Origin of the sequence: Curvibacter soli (assembly GCF_029211125.1) — a bacterium.
In the GTDB taxonomy this organism is placed as follows: Bacteria; Pseudomonadota; Gammaproteobacteria; order Burkholderiales; family Burkholderiaceae_C; genus Curvibacter_A; species Curvibacter_A soli.
Genome location: NZ_JARGEN010000019.1, coordinates 12979 through 30452 on the forward strand (window position 1 = coordinate 12979; position 17474 = coordinate 30452).

Here is a 17474-nt window from a genome sequence, read left to right on the forward strand (position 1 = left end):
CTTATTTTTATAATGGCGTCTAACCCTGCAGGTGAGCGCGCCATGACCGATTTCATTATCAAGAAGCTACCCTACGACCTGAGTTCCAACGCCGGCTTGGCACTCGTTGGGCAGTATCTGAAGCGCATCCATCTGAACGCCCTGGTCGATCCGGCCTTTCCTGTGCGCTCGGGCATCTCCAACAGCGACATCGTGCGCACCTGTCTGGCGCTGCTGTGCATGGGCAAGAGCGACTTCGAGGCGGCCGAGGCGTTTCGCTCCAGTGCCTTCGCCCTGCACGCGCTGGGCATGCGCCAGGCGCCATCGTGCGCGACCTTACGTCAGCGCCTGGACGCCCAGGGCAGTGCCTGGTTCGAGCTGGTCGATCAGATCAACGAGCGGCTGCTGGCGCTGCGCCTCGATGGTCGGCCCATCGATTTCGGCCTGCTGGCCAACGGCTACTGCCCCGTGGACATCCCTAACCCCATCCCATTACACACATCTTCCCTGAGTTCCAATAGAGGCGCAGCCGCCACCCCGCTCACGCCATGAAGAATGAATTGCGATGGCTGCAGGCGCTGCGCGGCATTGCGGCGCTGATGGTGCTTTTCTTCCACATGCGCCCCCATTGGGAATTGGTGCCAAGCCTGTCTGTTTTTGCGCCCGCCATGCAATGGGGATTTTCTGGCGTGGACATATTCTTCACGCTCAGTGGATTCGTGGTGTACCGATCCGCCCAACGGACCATCCCGGACCGCGGCATCGTGCCTTTTGCCAAGAAAAGGCTGCTGCGCATCTACCTCGGCTATTGGCCCGTGCTCGTGCTCATCGCCCTGACCACGGTGTACGTCTACGACGAGAGTCTTCCGGAACTCCGGAAAATCATCTTCAGCGCGCTTCTGCTGTACCCCAACATATGGGACAACTGGCTGCCGCCGGCATGGTCGCTGACGATGGAGATTTATTTCTATCTGTGGGTTGCGCTCATCGTCCTGGCAGCCAGGAGGCACCCGCTCAAAGCCCTATGGAGCGTCATTGCCGTTCTGGTCGCATGGAACGTCGGCTGGCTCATCATGGACCCACCGCTGGTATACAACGGACAACAGCCGCTTCGCTATGGCTTGACAGGACTGGGCATCGAGTTTCTCGCGGGCGCACTGGTTGCACGCTCCTATGATCGAAAGCACTGGATCTTCAGCGGCACGAAGTGGACGCCCCTTGTGTGCGTCACGCTCATGATCGCCGGGGTCTGCCTCGGCATGACATCGCCCTACTTTGACCGTGTCGAAATCATGCGTGCTGCCAGCTTTGGACTGATGGGGCTGGGCGCACTGGTGCTCGCACTGACAATGGAACAAACGCCGTGGGCCCCTCCGGCATGGCTGGTGGCCGTAGGCGATGCGTCCTACAGCCTCTATCTGCTGCACACCTTTCTTCTCGATGCCAGCAGCAAGGCGCGCGTCTGTTGGGGCATATCGGAACCGCCGACCCTGCGCATATTCCTGCTCGGGTTGCCGGTTGCCATTGTTCTCATCAGCATGCTGTGGTACCGCTGGGTTGAAAAACCCATCATGAGGGCTGCGATCTGACGATCCGGCCTTCACCAGCCCCTTGGCTCCATGCTCCCTCTGACCCAATGGCCTGCCGGGGCTCGTTCGCGCATCATGGGCCTGCTCACCGACATCGACGACACCCTGACCACCGCAGGAGCAATCACGCCCGACGCCTTGCAGGCACTGGGCAACCTGAAAGCCGCCGGCCTGCATGTGGCAGCCATCACCGGGCGGCCCGTGGGCTGGAGCGCGCCCTTTGCAGCCGCCTGGCCCATCGATGCCATCGTGGCCGAGAGCGGCGCCGTGGCGCTGTTGCCGGATACAAGCCAAATCGGGCTCCAGCGCCCGCCAAATCTGCGCGGGCAGCTATCAAAAATATACCAACAGGACGCCGCCACGCGCACCGCCAACTTCACCCGCATGCAGGCCGTGCTGGCGCGCATCGAGCGCGAGGTGCCAGGCGCGAAGCGCGCCACCGATTCCGCGGGCCGCGAATGCGACATCGCCATCGACCATAGCGAGTTCACTCACCTGCCCCAGTCCGCGATCGACCAGGTGGTGGCACTGATGCGCAGCGAGGGCATGCACGCCACGGTGAGCAGCATCCACATCAACGGCTGGTATGGCGACCACGACAAGCTGACCGGCGCGCGCTGGATCGTGCGCATGCTGTGGGGCCGCGACCTCGATGCGGAGATCGACCGCTGGGTCTACGTGGGCGACTCCACCAACGACCAGAAGATGTTCGAGCGCTTCCCGCTCAGCGTGGGCGTGGCCAACGTCCGCCGCTTCGCGTCGCAGCTCGCGCACTGGCCGCGCTATGTCACCCAGGGTGAGCGCGGGGCGGGCTTTGCCGAGGTAGCGCGCGCCATTCTCGGCACGCGCCGGGATTGAGGCCGGCTACCGCGCCGCACCGTCCGCAACGGCGTTGGCCACCATCCCCGGCACGGGCACGGCCTCGGGCAGCGGTGCCCCGTGCTCCACGCGCACGCGCGGCAGGTGCTGCGGGTATTCGCGCTGCATGAAGTCGATCATCGCCTCGCGCACCTTGCAGCGCAGGTCGAACGCCTGCGGCGACGACTGCGCCGTGACCAGGATGCGCAGTTGCATGGTGCGCTCGGTGGTGTCCGTCACCTGCAGGATGGCGACGCGGCCATCCCATTCGGAAAAGGTGGGCACCACGCGCTCCAGCTCCGCGCGCAGCGGCGCCAGCGGCATGCCGAAATCCACGTTCAGGAACACCGTGCCGAGCAGCTCGGCGCTGCTGCGCGTCCAGTTCTGGAACGGGTTCTCGATGAACCACTGCAGCGGGATGATGAGGCGGCGCTCGTCCCAGATCTTCAGCACCACGTAGGTGCCGGTGATTTCTTCCACGCGGCCCCACTCGCCCTGCACGATGAGCACGTCGTCGATGCGGATCGGCTGCGCCAGCGCGATCTGCAGCCCGGCGATGAGGTTGCTGAACACGGGCCGTGCGGCAATACCGGCCACCAGCCCGACCACGCCCGCCGATGCCAGCAGGCTCGCGCCCACCTGCCGTGCGCCAGGAAAGGTCATGAGCATGAACGACGCCCCCGCCAGCAGCACGCCGAAGCTCGCGCTGCGCGCCAGCACGCGCGCCTGCGTGTGGATGCGCCGGGCCTGCAGGTTGTCGACCACATCGGCCGGATGCCGGGCGATGACCCCGTCGGCCAGGCCGCCGATGGCGCGCATGGCAAGCGCGGTGAACGCCGCGATCAGCAGCAGCGCGGTCGCATGGCGCACGCCGCCGATGAAGCGCAGGTCGTCGGGCGCACCCTGCCATACCAGTTGCAGGGCCAGCAGCGGCAGGGCCCATTGCGCGGGCTGGCGGATTGCCCGCACGATGGCCTGGGGCACGATGGTGCCCCGCGTGACCCGCCGCAGCACAACGCCGCCGGCGCGGTAGGCAAGCCAGCCGACGGCCACGGCCAGCGCCGCGGCGATGGCGGCCCGCAGCCAGGGCGGGGAAAGCAGTTCATCTAGCAGCATGGGCACGGCGCTCCTTCGTTTCAGCCAGGGAAAGTATGGGGAAGGCGCTGCAGTTCGCCCGAATGTTGGCTGTCCTGCCAGGCCGGGGGGCGGCGGCACTTTCCGTCATGCCGCCAGGGCCGCGCTGCCGTCGCCGCGCGCCAGCACCGGCGCCAGCGCGCGGCCCGTATGGGTGCCCAGGCGCACCACGTCCTGCGGCGCGGCGGTGGCCACTACGCGCCCACCGCCCGCGCCGCCCTCGGGCCCCAGGTCGATGACCCAGTCGGCCTCGGCGATCACGTCGAGGTCGTGCTCGATCACCACCACGCTGTGGCCGCCGTCCACCAAGCGGTGCAGCACGTGGACGAGCTTTTCCACGTCGGCCATGTGCAGGCCCACCGTGGGCTCGTCGAGCACGTAGAAGGTGTGCGGCGCCTTCTGGCCGCGCCGCGTCACGTCGTCGCGCACCTTGCTGAGTTCGGTCACGAGCTTGATGCGCTGCGCCTCGCCGCCCGACAGCGTGGGCGAGGGCTGGCCCAGCGTGAGGTAGCCCAGGCCCACGTCCTTGAGCAGTTGCAGCGGATGGCCGATGACGGGCATGCTGGCGAAGAACTCCACCGCCTCGTCCACCGCCATGCGCAGCACGTCGCCAATGCTTTTGCCGCGCCAGGTGACGGCCAGCGTCTCGGTGTTGAAGCGCGCGCCGTGGCAGGCTTCGCAAGGCACTTTCACGTCGGGCAGAAAGCTCATCTCGATGGTGCGCACGCCCTGCCCCTCGCACACGGGGCAGCGGCCTTGGCCGGTATTGAACGAGAACCGGGCCGGGCCGTAGCCGCGCGCCTTGGCCTCCAGCGTGTCGGCGAAAAGGCGGCGGATGGTGTCCCAGAAGCCGATGTAGGTGGCGGGGCAACTGCGCGGCGTCTTGCCGATGGGCGTCTGATCCACTTCGAGCACCCGGTCCACCACCTGGTAGCCGTCCAGGCTTTCGCAGCCCGCCCACACGGGGTGCCGGCCCGCGTCGTCCTGCTCGCGTCCGGCCTTGCTGGCGCGCTGCTGCACGGCGGCGGCCACGTTGGCCAGCAGCACGTCGCGCGCCAGCGTGGACTTGCCCGAGCCGCTGACGCCGGTGATGGCCACCAGGCGCCTGAGCGGCACGTCGATGTCCACCTGCCGCAGGTTGTGCAGGCCGGCGCCGCGCAGCGCGAGCCAGTCGATGGCGAACTCGGGCGCGGCCTGCAGGCCGCCCGCATTCAGCGCCGGCGCCACCGGGCGGCGCGCGCCCAGCGGGTGGCGCATGGCGTGCAGCAGGTAGCGCCCGGTGACCGAATCCGCCGCGCCCTCCACGTCGGCCAGCGTGCCCTGCGCCACCACGCGCCCGCCGCGCCTGCCCGCGCCAGGGCCGATGTCGATGATGTGGGAGGCCGCGCGGATGGTGTCCTCGTCGTGCTCCACCACCACCAGCGTGTTGCCCTTGTCGCTCAACTGGCGCAGGGCGTTCAGCAGGATGTGGTTGTCGCGCGCATGCAGGCCGATGGTGGGCTCGTCGAGCACGTAGCACACGCCCTGCAGGTTGCTGCCGAGCTGCGCGGCCAGGCGGATGCGCTGGGCCTCGCCGCCCGAGAGCGTGGGCGCGCCGCGGTCGAGCGTGAGATAGCCCAGGCCCACTTCCTGCAGGAACGCCAGCCGACCCTGGATCTCGGGCACGAGGTCGCGCGCGATGCCGGCATCGCGCCCGGCCAGGCGCAGGTCGGCGACCCAGAGCGCCACGTCGGCCACCGGCAGGCGCGCGATGTCGGTGATGGCGCTGCCGGCGAAGCGCACCGCGCGCGCCACCGCGTTCAGGCGCGTGCCGCCGCAGGCGGGGCAGGCGGCATCCGCCACGTCCTCCACCTCGGGCTCGGCGAAGGTCTGCTCGCGCCCGCGGTTGTCCTCGCCCAGCATCGAATCGTCGAGCGCGCGGCGCTGCTCGCGCGTGAGGGCCACGCCCGTGCCCACGCAGTCCGGACACCAGCCGTGCTTGCTGTTGTACGAGAACAGGCGCGGGTCCAGCTCGGCATAGCTGGTGGCGCAGACGGGGCAGGCGCGCTTGGTGGAAAACACGTCGAGCTGGCCGATGCCCGCCGTGGCCGCGCCCTGCTCCATGGCCTGGCGCAGGCCGCCGAGCGCGCTCAGCACGTGCACCACGCCCTTGCCGTGCTCCAGCGCGGCGGCGAGCCGATTGCGCAGCAGCGCCTCGTTGGCGGGCGTGACGTCGAGGCTGGCCACGGGCAGCTCGATGGTGTGCTCCTTGAAGCGGTCGATGCGCGGGAACTTCGTGGTCGGCAGGAAGTTGCCGTCCACGCGCAGGTGGGTATGGCCGCGCGGGCGGGCCCAGTCCGCCAGTTCGGTATAGACGCCCTTGCGGTTGACCACCAGCGGCGCGAGCAGCCCGATGTGCTGGCCGCGAAAGCGCCGCATGATCTGCGCGGCGATGCTCTCGGGCGTCTGCGGCTGCACGGGCGTGCCGTCGTGGATGCAGTGTTGCACGCCGAGCTTCACGTACAGCAGGCGCAGGAAGTGCCACACCTCGGTGGTGGTGCCCACCGTGCTCTTGCGCCCGCCGCGCGAGAGGCGCTGCTCGATGGCCACCGTGGGCGGGATGCCGTACACCGCGTCCACCTCGGGCCGGCCCGCGGGCTGCACGATGCTGCGCGCGTAGGCGTTCAGGCTTTCCAGGTATCGGCGCTGGCCTTCGTTGAACAGGATGTCGAACGCCAGCGTCGATTTGCCCGAGCCGCTGACGCCCGTGATGACGTTGAACTTGCCGCGCGGGATGTCCACGCTCACGCCCTGCAGGTTGTGCTCGCGCGCGTTGACGATCTGGATCGCGTCGGCGCCATGGGCGGGCGCGGCGCGCCGGGCACGGGCGATGGCCTGCAGCGGGCGGCCCTCCTCCACCGCGTGCGCGCCGGTGCCCAGCACCTGCTCGTAGGCCCGCAGCGCCGCGCCGGTGTGCGACGAGGGGTGCCGGCGCAGATCGTCGGGCGTGCCGGCGGCGACCACCTGGCCGCCCGCGTCGCCGCCCTCGGGGCCCATGTCGATGAGCCAGTCGCTGGCGCGGATCACGTCGAGGTTGTGCTCGATCACGATCAGCGAATTCCCCGCGTCGAGCAGCCGGCGCAGCGCGCGCATGAGCTTGGCGATGTCGTCGAAGTGCAGGCCCGTGGTCGGCTCGTCGAACAGGAACAGCGTGCCCTTCCTGGCCAGCGGCTGCTTCGCCTTGCCGCGCGCGGCCTCGGCCAGGAAGCCGGCGAGCTTGAGGCGCTGCGCCTCGCCGCCGCTGAGCGTGGGCACGGGCTGGCCGAGCTTCACGTATTCCAGACCAACATCCAAAATGGGCTGCAGCGCCCGCAGTACCTCGCGATCCCCTTCAAAAAATATAGCAGCCTCGCTGACCGTGAGGTCCAGCACGTCGGCCACGTTGAGGCGGCGGCTACCGCAGGGACCTCCCGTCCCGCGCTCCACCGCGATCTCCAGGATCTCGGGGCGGTAGCGCTTGCCGTCGCAGTCGGGGCAGCGCAGGTATACGTCGGACAGGAACTGCATCTCCACGTGCTCGAAGCCCGAGCCGCCGCAGGTGGGGCAGCGCCCGTCGCCCGAGTTGAAGCTGAACTTGGCGGCGGTGTAGCCGCGCTGCCGGGCCTGTGGCACGGTGGCGAAAATCTCGCGCACGGCGTCCCACGCGCCCACATAGCTCACAGGGTTGGAGCGCGCGGTCTTGCCGATGGGCGACTGGTCCACGAACACCACGTCGCCGAGGTGATCGGCGCCGAGCAGCCGGTCGTGCGCGCCGGGCGTCTCGGTGGCGCGGCCGAAGTGGCGCAGCAGCGCGGGCGCCAGCACGTCCTGGATCAGCGTGGACTTGCCCGAGCCCGATACGCCCGTGACGGTAACGAGCCGCTGGAGCGGGAACTCCACCGTCACGTCGCGCAGGTTGTGCTCGCGCGCGCCTTCGAGGATCAGGCGCGGTGTGCTGTCGGCCACCAGGCGCTGCAGGCCCAGGCCGATGTGCTTGCGCCCGCCCAGGTAGGCGCCGGTGAGCGTGTCGGCATGGCGCAGTGCCTCGGGCGTGCCGTCGAACACGATCTGCCCACCGCGCTCGCCGGGGCCGGGGCCCATGTCGATCATGCGGTCGGCGGCCAGCATGACGGCGGGGTCGTGCTCCACCACCACCAGCGTGTTGCCGGCGTCGCGCAGCCGCCGCATGGCTTCGATGATGCGGTCCATGTCGCGCGGGTGCAGGCCGATGCTGGGCTCGTCGAGCACGAACAGCGTGTTCACCAGCGAGGTGCCAAGCGCCGTGGTGAGGTTGATGCGCTGCACCTCGCCGCCGCTGAGTGTGCGGCTTTGCCGCTCCAGCGTGAGGTAGCCGATGCCGACCTCGTGCAGGTAGCGCAGGCGCGTGGTGATTTCCCCCAGCAGCAGGCGCAACGCCTGGCGTTCCGCGGGGGCCGCCGCGGTTTTTGCATGAAATTGGCCTCCAGCGCTTGTTCCACCTGCGGTGGCAGCTATGTTTTCAGTAGCATCGTCGGCCTGCGCGATGCGGTCGAAGAAGCGCCGCAGCCGCTCGATGGGCAGCAGCATGAGGTCGTGCAGGCCCAGGCCCGGCAGCGCTTCGAGCTGCGCGCGCGACCACTGGGCGCCCACCGGCAGAAAACGCTTTTCGGGGGGCAGCACGGCGTCGGCATCCTCCTTGCCGCCGATGCGCCAAAGCAGGCTTTCGAGCTTCAGGCGCGCGCCGCCGCAGGCCGGGCATTGCGTGTAGCTGCGGTACTTGGACAGCAACACGCGGATGTGCATCTTGTACGCCTTGCTCTCCAGGTAGGCAAAGAAGCGGCGGATGCCGTACCACTGCTTGTTCCAGTTGCCCTCTTTGTAGTTGGGCGTGCCCTCGATCACCCACTGCCGCTGCTCGGGCGCGAGCTTGTACCACGGCGTGTCGCGCGGGATGCCGGCGGCCTCGGCGTGGCGCATGAGATCGTCCTGGCATTCCTTCCATGCCGGGGTCTGGATGGTCTTGACGGCGCCGGCGCGCAGGGTCTTCTTCTCGTCGGGCACGACGAGGCCCCAGTCCACGCCGATCACGCGGCCGAAGCCGCGGCACGATTCGCACGCGCCCACGGGCGAGTTGAACGAGAACATCGAGGGCGTGGGCTCGGCGTAGCGGCGGTCGCTTTCGGGGCAGTGCAGGCCGGTGGAGAACTTCCAGCGCAGCGGCTCGCCGCCCTCCTCGCCCAGCACGTAGACCGTGAGCCGCCCGCTGCCGCGCTTGAACGCCACCTCCAGCGCCTCGATCACGCGCGCGCGCTCGGCGCTGGCAATGCGGAAGCGGTCGGCCACCACATCCAGCACTTTGCGCGGCCCCGTCGGGGTAGCCACCTCGCGCTCGGCCTGCACGCGCGTGAAGCCGCTGGCCGACAGCCATTGCTGCACCTCGTCGGCGCTGGTGTTGGCGGGCAATTCCACGGGGAATGTCACCGCCAGGCGCGGGTCATCGGCCCCCGCGCTCCCCGCTGCACGTGGTTCGCCGCCGCCAGCGCCGACTGCTTCACCTTGGCGCGGCCCGACCGTGAGTCGCTGCGCCGTGCGCTCCACGAGCTGCGCGTAAATGCTGTCGGGCGAATCATGCCGCACAGGCAGCGCCGTGCTGGCATCGAAAAGCCGCGCGGCGCGCGCGTAGAGCAGTTTGAGGTGGTCGTTCAACTCCGTCATCGTGCCGACCGTGGAGCGCGACGAGCGCACGGGGTTGGTCTGGTCGATGGCGATGGCCGGCGGCACGCCTTCCACCTTGTCCACCGCCGGCTTGTCCATGCGGTCGAGAAACTGGCGCGCGTAGGCGCTGAACGTCTCCACGTAGCGACGCTGGCCCTCGGCATACAGCGTGTCGAACACCAGGCTCGACTTGCCGGAGCCGCTCGGCCCCGTCACCACGGTGAGTTCACCGGTATGGATGTCGAGGTCGAGGTTCTTGAGGTTGTGCTGGCGCGCGCCTCGGATCCGGATGCTGCCCTGGGTCATGGTGCGGTCGTGTGGGGAGTGAGGCCAAGCATTCTAGGCCCGCCCCCTGCGCCAAGCGCGGCGCACCGCGCAATACCCGCCCGGCCTGCCCGCACCCGTGGGGTTCAGCGTGGCACGCGCGTGAAAAAAGCCTCGCGCCAATGAAGACACGAGGCTTTGGAAGGCACGAGGCTTTGGTTTCTTGCGCGCAGAGCGCCGGACCAGCCGGCGCCATGCGTTCAACTCAACGCCATCAGAAGTTGTGGCGAATGCCCACGCCGAACGAGCTGAAATCGTCACCGGCGACACCAGAGGCGTACGTGCCACCGCTCTTGTTGTTCACCTTGGTGTAAGCGCCATACACCTTGGTGCGCTTGCTCAGGTTGTAGTTGTAGCCCACCGTGTACTGCGTGGCGTCGCTGTTCGCCACGTTGTCCCATTCACCCGAGTGGCCCACGCTCAGGATCACTTCGGAGGCACCGAAGAAGTAGCCGCCCGTCACGCGGTAGACGTCACGCTTGCCCAGGCCGTAGTTGTCATCCTTGACGTTCTGGTAGTAGGCGCCGATCTGGAACGGGCCAGTGGTGTAGTGGGCACGAATGCCGAAATCGTTGTAGTCCTGGTATTTGGTGTAGCCAGCGCCCAGAGCCAAGTTACCGCCTTCCCAGTTGGCAGCTAGTTCGTACTGGTTCTTGTTGTCGCCATAGCTGCCGCCGGTCTTCTCGTGCAGCCCCATGGTACCTTCCACCGTCAGGCCGCCGAACGCGGGAGTACGGTACGCGATCTTGTTGGTGTCCGCACCGGCTAGGTGGGCCCAGTCTCCACCCTCTTGATAACCGTAGTAGCTGTACAGCGCGTCAGAGAACACGCCCGTGTCGTGGTTGGGCTGGTCGAGCACGCCATAGTCGGCCACGGCGTAGTACGCCTCGGACGTCCAGGTGCCCAGGCGCAGCATGCCGAAGCCGCCGGACAGGTTCACTTCGCTTTGACGGCCGAAGTTGATGCCGCCGCCAGCAGCACCACCCGAGCCGCTGCTCGAATCAAAACCGGCTTCCAGAACGAAGCCGGCCTTCAGGCCGCCGCCCAGGTCTTCCTCGCCCTTGAAACCGAAGCGGGAAGCGTTGTTGAATTCACCGTTGGTTGTGACGCCACCGATCTTGCGGTGCTCGATGGAGGTATTGACGCGACCGTAGAGGGTCACGCTGCTTTGCGCGAAAGCGGCGCCGGAACCGATGACGGCCAGGGCTGCAACAAGCAGACGATGGGAGTTTTGCATTGGGGGTTTCCTTCAAAAATTAAGATTCCGCAACCGGTATGGGGCGTCTTTTCTTGTGGATTCGGACGCGCTTTGCGGTCAACCAGAACCTGAATTTTATGTGGCCCCCGCCTGCAATCCTCGGATTGACACATACAAAGCAAGCCAACTGACGTATTGCTGCCACAATTTTCCGGTATGCACCGAAAACGCGCGGCAGCAACTGTTTGATGGTGCAAGTTATGCACCAGTTCGATGCAGATAATGCTCAGTCGTTGGCGTAAATGTCCACATCCTTGGTTTCACGGATGAACAGGGCGCCGATCACCAGCGTTGCCGCCGCGATGACGATGGGATACCACAGGCCGCTGTACATGCTGCCTGTCGACGCCACGATGGCGAACGACGTGGTCGGCAGCAGGCCACCGAACCAGCCGTTGCCGATGTGGTAGGGCAGGCTCATCGAGGTGTAGCGGATGCGCGTGGGGAACAGCTCCACCAGCATGGCGGCGATGGGGCCGTACACCATGGTCACCAGCAGCACCAGGTAGAACAGCACCAGCACCATCATCGGCTTGTTCATCTTGGCCGGGTCGGCCTTGGTCGGGTAGCCATGGGCCTTCAGCTCGTCGGCCACGGTCTTCTTGAAGGCGGCGATGGCCTTGCTCGAATCCTCGTCGAACTTGAGGTTCACCACGTTGCCCACGGGCGCGTTGATCGTCTTGTCGCCGATCTTGACGACGGCGGGCACGCCTGCGGGGCCGGCGATGTTTTCGTAGCTCACGGAGTTCTGCACCAGGTAGCGCTTGGCGATGTCGCAGGAACTCTTGAAGTCGATCTCGCGCGCCACCGGATTGCCCTGGAACGAGCAGTCCTGCGGGTCGGCGGACACGGTGACCTGCGAATTCTTCTGGGCCAGCGCCAGGTCGGGGTTGGAAGCCTCGGTCAGCGCCTTGAACACCGGGAAGTAGGTCAGCGCGGCCAGCAGGCAGCCGGCCAGGATGATGGGCTTGCGACCGATCTTGTCCGACAGGGTGCCGAACACAACGAAGAACGGCGTGCCGATCAGCAGCGCGGCGGCGATCATGAGGTTGGCCGTCACCGCGTCCACCTTCAACTGCTGCGTCAGGAAGAACAGCGAATAGAACTGGCCCGTATACCAGACCACCGCCTGGCCCATGGTCAGGCCGAGCAGCGCCAGGATCACGACCTTCAGGTTCTTCCACTCGCCGAACGACTCCGACAGCGGCGCCTTGGAGGTCTTGCCCTCGGCCTTCATCTTCTGGAACGCGGGCGACTCCGACAGCGACAGGCGGATCCACACCGACACGCCCAGCAGCAGGATGGACACCAGGAACGGCACGCGCCAGGCCCAGGCCGCGAACGCATCCTCGCCCACGCCCATGCGCACGCCCAGGATGACGATCAGCGACAGGAACAGCCCCAGCGTGGCGGTGGTCTGGATCCACGACGTGTAGGCCCCGCGCCTGCCCTGCGGCGCGTGCTCGGCCACGTAGGTGGCCGCGCCGCCGTATTCGCCGCCCAGCGCCAGGCCCTGCAGCATGCGCAGCGCGATCAGGATCACCGGCGCCGCCACGCCGATGGTGGCGTAGCTGGGCAGCAAGCCGACGATGAAGGTCGACAGGCCCATGATGAGGATGGTGACGAGGAAGGTGTACTTGCGCCCGATCATGTCGCCCAGGCGGCCGAACACGATGGCGCCGAAGGGCCGCACCAGGAAGCCCGCGGCGAAGGCCAGCAGCGCGAAGATGAAGGCGGCCCCGGCGTCCAGTCCGCTGAAGAACTGCTTGGCGATGATGGCCGCGAGCGAGCCGTAGAGATAGAAGTCGTACCACTCGAACACGGTGCCGAGCGACGAGGCGAAGATGACTTTCTTTTCCTCGGACGTCATGGGCCGAGGCGGTGCGGCGAGAGTAGCCATGGTGTGTTGTCTCCTTGCAGGTTGGGCCAGCCCACATGAGGGGCCGTAGCCTGCAGCCATTCTTGGCGGCGGCACTGACCCGCCTCTGACGTGAAACCAACACAGGCTTGCGCGAAACTGACCGCGCTCTGACGGTTTAGGGTGAAACCCGCTGCGCCGCTTTCAGGATGCGGTACGGCCCGTGCGGGCGTCAGTGCAAACCCGAGGGCAGGTGCGCCGCGGCGGTCCAGCCGGGGCCGTCGAACCAGGCGTCGCCGCCCAGGTAGTCGCGCAGCATGGGCAGCGCATCCAGGCCCCAGAACAGCCGCCCGTCCACCACCATCGTCGGCACGCCGAACACGCCCAGCGCCGCAGCCTCGTCGGTATTGGCGCGCAGCAGTTGCTTGGCCTGCGCATCCTGCGGGTCGTGCGCGGGGGCGACCGCCTGCGCCAGCGCCTGCAGGCGGTCGGGCGCCAGCGGATCGCCGCCGCCTTGCCAGACGTGGCGCAGCACCGCGCCGGTGACGAAGCGGTTGCTGGTGCCGTCGCCCGCACGCGCCAGCGCCAGGCGCAGCAGCGGCAGCGAATCGAACGGGTGCAGCGCCGGCATCTCCATGGGCACGCCATGCGCGCGGGCCAGCCACAGCGCCTGGCGGTAGATCCATTCGCGCTTGGGCGGCACATCCACCGGCGCCTTCTGCCCGCGCTGGCGCAGCAGCGGCCCCAGGAACACGGGCCGGTACGTCACAGCGTAGCTCAAGCCCTCCAGCACCACGGGCAAGCGCTCGAACGCAAGGTAGGCGTAGGGCGATACGAAGTCGAGGTAGAAGACGATGTGCTTCATGGCGGCGCGGCCTTCCTTCAGGATCAGAACAGCGTGACGCCCGCGCGCTTGGCCACGCGGGCCCAGATGGTGCGGCGGGCGGGGGCATCGGCCATGGCCCACTGGCGGATCTCGTCAACGGTGCGAAAGCACCCTTCGCACAGCCCGGTCTGCGCGTTCATGCGGCATACCGACACGCAGGGCGACGGTGGGCCTTCCTCATTATTTGGGTCAAAATAGCCCGCAGCGCTTATGAAACCTGCGCGGGCAGCTATCACTTCAGTAGCATTCATGGTGCCGGCTCCTGCACCACGTCGGCCACGGGCGCGCCCGTCAGCGTTTCCAGGTCCTGCGGACGCAGCCTGAACACGCCGTGCGGATGGCCCGCTGCGGCCCAGATTTCCTCGAAGCGGAACAGCTCGCGGTCGATCAGCGCCACCGGCGGCTCCGCATGCGCCACGGGCGCCACGCCGCCGATGGTGAAGCCGGTCTTCGCCTTCACGAAATCGGCGTCGGCGCGGCCCGTCTCGCCCACCAGCGCATCGACCTTTTTTTCGTCCACGCGCCGGTCGCCCGAGGTGACGACCAGCACCGCAGCGCCATCGGCCTTGCGGCGAAAGATGATGCTCTTGGCGATCTGCCCCACGGCGATGCCCAGCGCGTGCGCCGCCTGCTGCGCGGTGCGCGCGGCGCCGTCGAGCATCACGGGGGCATGGGGATGGCCCATGGATTGCAGCGCAGCGGCCACGCGCTGCACGCCTTCGGGAAGGGGTTTGGGTTCTGATCCGCACATGGCGGACATTATCCAGCGCGCTTGTTCAGCAAAGCCGTGGCCGCGCGCGAATTGGGCTTGCGGCCCAGGTAGTCGCTGATGTAGGCGCCCGCATCCACCAGGCGGTCGAGGTCGATGCCGGTGTCGATGCCCATGCCGTGCAGCATGTAGACCACGTCCTCGGTGGCCACGTTGCCCGTGGCACCCTTGGCGTAGGGGCAGCCGCCCAGGCCGGCGACCGAGGCGTCGAACTGCCACACGCCCAGCTCCAGCGCGGCCAGCGTATTGGCCAGCGCCTGGCCGTAGGTGTCGTGGAAGTGGCCCGAAACATCGTCGATGCCGTAATGCGCGAGCGTGGCCTCGATGGCGCGCTGCACTTTCACCGGCGTGCCCACGCCGATGGTGTCGGCCACGCCCACATGCTGCACGCCGATGCCCTTCATGAGCCCTGCCAGGTAGCCCACGCGCTCGGGCGCCACCTCGCCCTCGTAGGGGCAGCCCACGGTGCAGCTCATGGCGCCGCGCACATGGATGCCCGCCGCGCGCGCGGCCTCGACCACGGGCGCGAAGCGCTCGATGCTCTCGGCAATGGAGCAGTTGATGTTCTTCCGGCTGAACGCCTCGCTGGCCGAGCCGAACACCACGATTTCGCCGGGCCGGTCACGCAGCGCCGCTTCAAAACCCTGGAGGTTGGGCGTGAGCACCGAGTAAACGACGCCACCCTGGCGCGCGATGCCGCTCATCACCTCGTGGTTGTCCGCCATCTGCGGCACCCATTTGGGCGACACATAGCTGGTGACCTCGATGTTCTTGACGCCCGCGTCCTGCAGGCGGTGCACCAGGCCGATCTTGACGGCGGCGGGCACGGGGGATTTTTCGTTCTGCAGGCCGTCGCGCGGGCCTACGTCGACGATCTTGACGCTGGGGGGATGGCGCATCGGAGTCTCCTTGGTGGGTATCGTTAGGTGTGGATTGTCCCGCCGTCTCGATAGCCCTGCGCGCCGTCCGCCATGCCCGCGAGGGGCTCGCCGCGCGAGCGTGCGCGCCGCGGTGCGGGCGTGGTGGCGGTCTTCGGGTGGGCGCGAAACGGATGGTCCGCGGGGCCGCATCGGCGACACTACGGCCCTCGCAACGAGTTTGCGATCTCGCGCATGAAGGAGGGCGAGGAAACGCACATGGACCGCGCGGAGTTCATCCACCTGGTGCGCCTGTCGGAGCACGACAGCGCCGACGACCCGCGCGCCTACCGCCGCAGCGTGGCGCGCTTCGCCGCCCTGGGCTACGCCTGGGTGGTCGGCTGCCTGCTGCTGGCGGTGGCGCTGCTCGCCTGGCTGGCGGCGCAGTGGCTGGAGGGGGCGCGCTTTCACGGCTACTGGGTGTTGCTGGGCCTGTTCGCCGCCGGCCTGCTGTGGAGCAGCCTGCGCGCGCTGCGCGTGCCGATGGAGCCGCCCGCGGGCCTGCCGCTCGCGCGCACCGACGCGCCGACGCTGTTCGACGCGCTGGAGCGCATCCGCCGCAAGATCAAGGGCCCGGCCATCGACCACGTGCTGCTGACCGACGACTTCAACGCCGCCATCGTGCAACTGCCGCGCTTCGGCCTGCTCGGCGGCTCCACCAACTACCTGGCGCTGGGCCTGCCGCTGATGATGGCCGTGGACCGCCGCCGCCTGCTGGCCGTGCTGGCGCACGAATACGGCCACCTGCGCGGCGGCCACGGGCGCTTCTCGGCCTGGGTCTACCGCAGCCGCATGGCCTGGGGCCGTCTGTGGCAGGACATGCAGCAGCGCGCGGACATCGTATCGGCCCTCTCGCGCAGCTTCTTCGCCTGGTACTTCCCGCGCTTCCATGCGCGCAGCTTCGCCATGGCGCGCCAGGACGAGTACGAGGCCGACCGCATCGCGCGCAAGCTGCTGGGCGCCGATGCCATCAGCGCCGCGCTGATGGAGATCGAGATCAAGGGCGCCTGGCTGGCGCGCAGCTTCTGGACCACGCACTGGCGCCAGGCGCGCGACACCGCCGTGCCGCGCGGCCCCTACAGCGCCATGGCGCGCGCGCTGGCGCTGGAGCCCGATGCCGCGTTCGCCCACGACAGCCTGCGCGCCGCGCTGCGCCGCATGTCGGGCGACGACGACACCCACCCCGTGCTGCGCGACCGCCTGGAGGCGCTGCAGCCCGACGTGACGCGCTTCTCGCCCCCGCTCTGGTCGGCCCGCCCGGCGCTGCGCCTGCTGAAAGACCCGGTGCGCTGGACCCAGCACTTCGACACCGCCTGGCGGCGCGACCACGCCGGCGCCTGGAAGCTGCAGCACGCCTGGTTCAGCCGGCTGCGCGAGCGCGTGGCCGCGCTCACCGAAAGCCTGGGCCGCAACAACGCGCAGGAGATGGTGGAGCTCGCCGACCTGGCGCGCCGGCTCGACCCGCAGGCGCCGGCCCGGGCCTGGTACGAGCGCGCCCTGGCGCTGTCGCCCGACCTGCCCGCCGCCCTGCGCGGCCTGGCCGACTGCACGCCGCCCGCGCGGCGGGCCGAGCGCCTGGAGCTGCTGCAGCGCCTGTTCGACGCCAACGCCGCCTACCGCTGGTGGGCCAGCCGCGAAGCCGTGGCCCTGCTGGAGCAGCCCATGGACGACGAGGCCGCCCTGCGGCGCTGGCGCGAGCGCCTGCGCGCAGCCGAGGTGGCGGAAGAACGCGCCCAGGCCGAGCTGCGCGACCAGCCCGCGCTGGGCGGCCTGATGCGCCCCGACCTGAGCGACTTCGAGCGCGGCGAGCTGCAAGCCGAGCTGCGCCTCTGGCCCGCCGTGGCGACGGCCTGGGTGGCGAGCAAGCCGCTGAAGGAATTCCCGTGGCGGCGCTGCTACCTGCTGGTGGTCGAATCGCCCCGCCTGCCCCCCGCCGATCTGCTGGAGCTGTGCGGTGCGCTGGAGGCCGCGCTGCCGCTGCCCGGCCCCGTGCTGGCCGTATCCACCGCGCACGGCGTGCACCTGGCGCACCCGCCAAGCGCGCTGGAACGCGTGAAATAGCGCCACCGCAACGCATACTCCCAGGGAGTATGTTATATCACCGCCCGTATTCATTGCGGTGGCGGCCTGCATAGTGGGGAGTATATGGAAGCAGGCGCATATTCATCCATGGTGCCCCACCGCAGCGCA

Annotated in this window: 12 protein-coding genes; 4 read left to right on the top strand and 8 right to left on the bottom strand. The window is 68.4% G+C overall.

Annotated features, from left to right (window positions below; genetic code table 11):
* Positions 1–42: 42 nt before the first annotated feature.
* Genes PY257_RS04585 through PY257_RS04595 form a run of 3 tightly spaced genes read left to right on the top strand, consistent with a single transcriptional unit; the run spans position 43 to position 2426 of the window.
* Positions 43–531, top strand: a complete 489-nt coding sequence (locus PY257_RS04585; protein ID WP_275739327.1) for a hypothetical protein — start codon at positions 43–45, stop codon at positions 529–531.
* The gene (locus PY257_RS04590; RefSeq protein ID WP_275739329.1) at positions 528–1568 is read left to right on the top strand and encodes an acyltransferase family protein; all 1041 of its coding nucleotides are present in this window, start codon (positions 528–530) and stop codon (positions 1566–1568) included. The genes PY257_RS04585 and PY257_RS04590 overlap by 4 nt, the downstream gene beginning before the upstream one ends.
* A 30-nt stretch (positions 1569–1598) precedes the next feature.
* On the top strand, positions 1599–2426 hold the full coding sequence (locus PY257_RS04595; protein WP_275739331.1) for an HAD family hydrolase: 828 nt from the start codon (positions 1599–1601) through the stop codon (positions 2424–2426).
* Between the two features lie 6 nt (positions 2427–2432).
* Here PY257_RS04595 and PY257_RS04600 read toward each other — a convergent pair whose 3' ends face one another.
* The 8 genes from PY257_RS04600 to PY257_RS04635 all read right to left on the bottom strand — a co-directional run bounded on the left by PY257_RS04600 (position 2433) and on the right by PY257_RS04635 (position 15266).
* The gene (locus tag PY257_RS04600) at positions 2433–3542 is read right to left on the bottom strand and encodes a mechanosensitive ion channel family protein (RefSeq protein WP_419095657.1); all 1110 of its coding nucleotides are present in this window, start codon (positions 3540–3542) and stop codon (positions 2433–2435) included.
* 105 nt (positions 3543–3647) lie between these two features.
* A complete protein-coding gene (uvrA, locus tag PY257_RS04605) occupies positions 3648–9578 on the bottom strand; it encodes an excinuclease ABC subunit UvrA (RefSeq protein ID WP_275739333.1) in 5931 nt (1976 codons plus the stop codon).
* 232 nt (positions 9579–9810) lie between these two features.
* Positions 9811–10833 carry a porin gene (locus PY257_RS04610; protein ID WP_275739335.1) on the bottom strand — a complete coding sequence of 341 codons (1023 nt, stop codon included), beginning with the start codon at positions 10831–10833 and terminating at the stop codon, positions 9811–9813.
* Positions 10834–11080: 247 nt separating this feature from the next.
* The gene (locus PY257_RS04615) at positions 11081–12754 is read right to left on the bottom strand and encodes an MFS transporter (RefSeq protein ID WP_275739337.1); all 1674 of its coding nucleotides are present in this window, start codon (positions 12752–12754) and stop codon (positions 11081–11083) included.
* Between the two features lie 190 nt (positions 12755–12944).
* Positions 12945–13577, bottom strand: coding sequence for a 2-hydroxychromene-2-carboxylate isomerase (locus tag PY257_RS04620; RefSeq protein ID WP_275739339.1), 633 nt, complete (start codon positions 13575–13577; stop codon positions 12945–12947).
* A gap of 23 nt (positions 13578–13600) precedes the next feature.
* Positions 13601–13849, bottom strand: a complete 249-nt coding sequence (locus PY257_RS04625) for a DUF1289 domain-containing protein (RefSeq protein ID WP_275739341.1) — start codon at positions 13847–13849, stop codon at positions 13601–13603.
* The gene (locus PY257_RS04630) at positions 13846–14349 is read right to left on the bottom strand and encodes a YbaK/EbsC family protein (protein WP_275739343.1); all 504 of its coding nucleotides are present in this window, start codon (positions 14347–14349) and stop codon (positions 13846–13848) included. Before PY257_RS04630 ends, PY257_RS04625 begins: the two co-directional genes overlap by 4 nt.
* Before the next feature lie 8 nt (positions 14350–14357).
* Positions 14358–15266, bottom strand: a complete 909-nt coding sequence (locus PY257_RS04635; RefSeq protein WP_275739345.1) for a hydroxymethylglutaryl-CoA lyase — start codon at positions 15264–15266, stop codon at positions 14358–14360.
* Between the two features lie 237 nt (positions 15267–15503).
* On the opposite strand from PY257_RS04635, the gene PY257_RS04640 reads away from it, so the two are divergent.
* On the top strand, positions 15504–17345 hold the full coding sequence (locus PY257_RS04640; RefSeq protein ID WP_275739347.1) for a M48 family metallopeptidase: 1842 nt from the start codon (positions 15504–15506) through the stop codon (positions 17343–17345).
* Positions 17346–17474 lie beyond the last annotated feature (129 nt).

Coding starts and splice junctions, on each gene's coding strand:
- PY257_RS04585 (WP_275739327.1), top strand. CDS start 43: ATGACCGATTTCATTATCAAGAAGCTACCCTACGACCTGAGTTCCAAC.
- PY257_RS04590 (WP_275739329.1), top strand. CDS start 528: ATGAAGAATGAATTGCGATGGCTGCAGGCGCTGCGCGGCATTGCGGCG.
- PY257_RS04595 (WP_275739331.1), top strand. CDS start 1,599: ATGCTCCCTCTGACCCAATGGCCTGCCGGGGCTCGTTCGCGCATCATG.
- PY257_RS04600 (WP_419095657.1), bottom strand. CDS start 3,542: ATGCTGCTAGATGAACTGCTTTCCCCGCCCTGGCTGCGGGCCGCCATC.
- uvrA (WP_275739333.1), bottom strand. CDS start 9,578: ATGACCCAGGGCAGCATCCGGATCCGAGGCGCGCGCCAGCACAACCTC.
- PY257_RS04610 (WP_275739335.1), bottom strand. CDS start 10,833: ATGCAAAACTCCCATCGTCTGCTTGTTGCAGCCCTGGCCGTCATCGGT.
- PY257_RS04615 (WP_275739337.1), bottom strand. CDS start 12,754: ATGGCTACTCTCGCCGCACCGCCTCGGCCCATGACGTCCGAGGAAAAG.
- PY257_RS04620 (WP_275739339.1), bottom strand. CDS start 13,577: ATGAAGCACATCGTCTTCTACCTCGACTTCGTATCGCCCTACGCCTAC.
- PY257_RS04625 (WP_275739341.1), bottom strand. CDS start 13,849: ATGAATGCTACTGAAGTGATAGCTGCCCGCGCAGGTTTCATAAGCGCT.
- PY257_RS04630 (WP_275739343.1), bottom strand. CDS start 14,349: ATGTGCGGATCAGAACCCAAACCCCTTCCCGAAGGCGTGCAGCGCGTG.
- PY257_RS04635 (WP_275739345.1), bottom strand. CDS start 15,266: ATGCGCCATCCCCCCAGCGTCAAGATCGTCGACGTAGGCCCGCGCGAC.
- PY257_RS04640 (WP_275739347.1), top strand. CDS start 15,504: ATGGACCGCGCGGAGTTCATCCACCTGGTGCGCCTGTCGGAGCACGAC.